The sequence below is a fragment of the Mesorhizobium sp. P2_F8 genome, from assembly GCF_056403655.1.
On the sequence record NZ_JBFUFB010000066.1, the window covers coordinates 1 to 4,021 of the forward strand.

Here is a 4,021-nt window from a genome sequence, read left to right on the forward strand (position 1 = left end):
TGATAGTCCCGTAGCGCGGTCACATTCAGGCCGCCGCAGTCGATGGTTTCGAACCGCAGCTGATTTGGATGGGCGATCCCCGCCAGCAGAGCTGCGCCCGTCGCCGTACCGTTCTTTGCCGATGCGATGAGGACGCGCCGCTCTGGATCGAGCGACGCGAGCAGGGCGCCGAGCATTGGTTGCGCAGTCACGTTTCCGTCGACGATGAGCCGCCGCTGATCCCCAAGATAAGCGGCGCAGACATTCGCGAGCATAGCGTAGTAGACGATCGCCAGAGCCGTGCGATCGAGGGGATCAGTCGGCATGGGGCCGACAACTCTTCCCCTGTTGCCCGCGTCGGGAAACAGTCCCCCGCGCGGCACGAAGCTCGGCAGTGCGAAAATGTTCGATTCGAGGATCCTGTTGACGGAATCCACGGTGGCAATATCGCGTCTGCCGCCGGTCAAAATCTCAAACTCGCGCCCTGCCATCGCCCGGCAGCTCGTCAGCGGGACATCAAGCGCCGACTGCTGAAAGGTCACGTCGATCCCAGGCGGGATCGAATTCGATTTCGTGTCGCTCAGCCCGACCAGCCAAGTTCCGCAAGACAGCAATGTCACGTCGGTGAAGCCGGCTGCCTGGTAGCGGTGAAAGTTTGCCGCGCTGTCGTGGACGCCGCAACGAACATGCACGCCACCGAGCCGTCCGCACAGATCCACCAGATGACCCGATATCGGCCCAAGCACATGCGAGGGCATCCTCACCGGAGCCATGAGATGCTGCCATCCCTGTCTGGCGACCAGGGACGTGAGCCTTTTCTCTCGCGCATTCCACAGGTGAGACTGGGCGGTAAGGCTGGTGATGTCCATCGACGCAACGCCGGAGAGCCGCCAAGCCCAATATTGGGGCGCCGGCATCAGCGTGGCCGCCTTCGCGAAAAGATCGGGGTGCTTCAGCTGTATCCAGAACAGCTGCTTGGCAATATTTGTCGCGCCAAGCCCTATGTTGGCGCCACGCTCATCGAGCCCGTCGGCGACTTCCGCGTAACGTATGTCCAGCTCGGCCGGCATGGTCGATTCATAGTCGGGAAGCGGCGTCGTCGACCCGTCCTGATTGACGATCATCGCCGATGAACCGTGCGTGCTGACGATGACGTCGGAGACCTTGTTGAGCTCCGACAGCCCGCAAAGGGACTGGAACATGAAACGCCAGGCGGCCTCCAGATCCTGGACGAGATAGCCATTCCCCTCTATTGAGCGGTTCTCCGCTTCAAGAGAGCGTATGACCTCTCCATCGTCCGCGACGAGGCTCGCCTTCAGGTTGGTTTTTCCAACATCCAGAACGACTACCGACACGATATCGAACCTTCGCGATCCTGCGGCCGCGATGGGCCCCCAATTCCCCCCTTTGGCCCTCCAGCCACATCAGCCACCATCTCGCTCTCCCAGGCCTGCAGCAGCCAACTCCGTCGACCTTGCCGGCCGATGTGAGATTCTAAATACAGGCAAGCGCGCGCTTGCACAATCGATTGTGAAACATATTTTTCCCAGGGATCCGCCCGACTCGAAGCTGATCTCGGGCAACCCGTGCATTCGTGATTCGGGACGCTTCGAACCGTCTGCTTGCGGCACGCCCGCAACCATTCGTGCCGTCATGTCTGTCGCGGCATTTCCGATGTCTATCTGGCCGAGGCGATGGAGAACGGCCTCCCATCCAGGGCCAACGTCTTGGTCAATCCGCTGATCGCATGTTTCGTGGCTGTATATGGCACGGACCCGGGCCGTGGCGCATGGGCTGAGACCGAGCCATTGTTGATTATCCGGCCGCCTTGAGGACTTTGCGAACGCATGACGCCGAACGCTTCCCGAGCGCAGAGAAACGACCCGGTCAAGTTTACGGCTACGACCTGGTTCCATGCCTCTACCGGTATCTCGTCGATCAATGTCGAGGGATAGCCGCTGCCTGCATTGTTGAAGAGAAGATCGACGCGTCCAAATGACTTCAGCGTCGTTTCAAACAAAACCTTCACGTCATCCGGGCTTGTCACGTCGCATGGGACAACGAGCGCGCGGCCGTCACCCTGTGTGCTCGACGAAGCCGCAGCTTCCAGTGTTGTTCGCGTGCGCCCGCAGAATACAACGCTCCATCCCGCTTCCAGCAAGGCGACCGCGGTCGCCTTGCCTACTCCTGCGCCGGCACCCGTTACGATCGCGGTCTTTTTTTTGACATTGCACCTTCCCATACTCGAGCGTGACGATCACAATTATGCCCAGCCACCAAGCTAGTGAATTTCCGGCTCCGGCGTGAAGTTGGTGCCCTCCAGGAAATCGAAATCGCAACCGAGATTTGCTTGCGTGACGTGCCGTGAAAACATCAGTCCGTAGCCGCGCTCATAGCGTTTCTCGGGTTGCTTCCAATTCGCCTTGCGTGCCTCAAGCTCTTGGACCGAAAGCTCGACGTTGAGTACGCGCCGCTCGACATCCAGTTCGATGACGTCGCCGTCCTTGATCAGCCCCAACGGACCACCGACGAAAGACTCCGGCGCGACATGCAGTACGCAAGCGCCATAGCTCGTGCCGCTCATGCGGGCGTCCGATATCCGCACCATATCGCGCACACCTCGTGCGAGAAGCTTCTTGGGTATCGGCAATTGCCCCCACTCCGGCATGCCAGGACCGCCATTGGGTCCGCAATTTTGCAGGACGAGCACGGAGTTCTCATCGACATCCAAATCCGGATCGTCGATCCGACGGGCCATGTCGTTGTAATCCCGGAAGATTACGGCCGTGCCTCGATGCTTCAACAAGCGGCCTTCCATCGCCGTTCGCTTGATGATCGCCCCGTCGGGGGCTAGGTTTCCTTTCAACACGACGAGCCCACCCGCCTTTTCTACCGGATTGTCCAGCGAGTGAATGACGTCGGGAAGATAGACCTCGAACTCGCCGATGTTTTCTCCAAGAGTTTTTCCTGTCACTGATCCGGCGGTCAAATCCAGATGATCCGAGAGGACCTTCAGGACAGCACCCACGCCTCCCGCAAAATGGAAGTCCTCCATCAGATACTTTCCGGAGGGCCTGACGTTGGCGATGAAGGGTATCGACGCAGAGAAGTCGTCGAACCGTTCCAATGACAATGGGATGCCGGCCCGGCCTGCCAAGGCAAGAAGATGCACCACCGCGTTGGTCGAGCCGCCCATCGCCATCGTCACCTTGATGGCATTGTCGAAGCTCCCGGTCGTCAGGATGTCCCTGGGCTTGGTGTCTTCCCAGATCAGATCGACGACCCGGCGCCCTGCCGACGCCGCCATTCGGGCATGATCCGCGTCAACCGCGGGAATCGACGCCGCACCCGGCAGCGCCATTCCGAGGGCTTCGGTGATCGCCGCCATGGTCGATGCCGTCCCCATGGTCATGCAGGTTCCCGCCGAGCGGGCGATCCCGTTCTCCAGGCCTTCCATGGCCTTCTGGTCGAGCTGCCCTGCCCGGCGCTCCGCCCAGAACTTCCAGACGTCGCTGCCGCTCCCGAGGCGCTGCCCTCGCCAGTTACCGCTCAGCATGGGTCCGGCAGGAACGAAGATCGCCGGGATGTTCATACTGAAGGCAGCCATCAGAAGGGCGGGCACCGTCTTGTCACAGCCACCCATCAGCACGACGCCGTCGACCGGGTTGGCACGAAGTTGCTCTTCGACCTCCATCGCCAGCAGATTGCGATAGAGCATTGTCGATGGCTTCATGAATACTTCGCCAAGCGCCATGGCGGGCAGTTCAACGGGAAAGCCGCCCGCCTGAAAGACACCGCGCTTGACGTCGGTAACCCGCTGGGGGAAATGGGAATGGCAGGGGTTGAGGTCACTCCAGGTCGTAATGATCGCGACGATGGGTTTGCCGGCATAGTCCTCCGCTCCGTAGCCCATCTGTTTCGTCCGCGATCTGACGCTTTGAGAGCGCACGTCGTCAGGTGCATACCAGCGGGCGCTGCGAAGGGTTTCGTAAGCTCTCTTTGTCATGCGATTCCTGTTGTGCACAGCGCGTCAAATCAAGTG

Annotated in this window: 2 protein-coding genes and 1 pseudogene; all 3 read right to left on the reverse strand. The window is 60.4% G+C overall.

The genetic code is table 11. The annotated features are described in order from the left end of the window. Positions 1–1,334, reverse strand: a 1,334-nt coding sequence (locus tag AC1DZP_RS35705; RefSeq protein WP_477308993.1) for an FGGY family carbohydrate kinase, incomplete at its 3' end; no start/stop codon positions are given. Positions 1,335–1,403: 69 nt separating this feature from the next. Next, positions 1,404–2,221, reverse strand: a pseudogene (locus AC1DZP_RS35710) (SDR family oxidoreductase). Positions 2,222–2,260: 39 nt separating this feature from the next. Then, positions 2,261–3,985 carry an L-arabinonate dehydratase gene (gene araD, locus AC1DZP_RS35715; RefSeq protein ID WP_477269725.1) on the reverse strand — a complete coding sequence of 575 codons (1,725 nt, stop codon included), beginning with the start codon at positions 3,983–3,985 and terminating at the stop codon, positions 2,261–2,263. Positions 3,986–4,021: the final 36 nt, after the last annotated feature.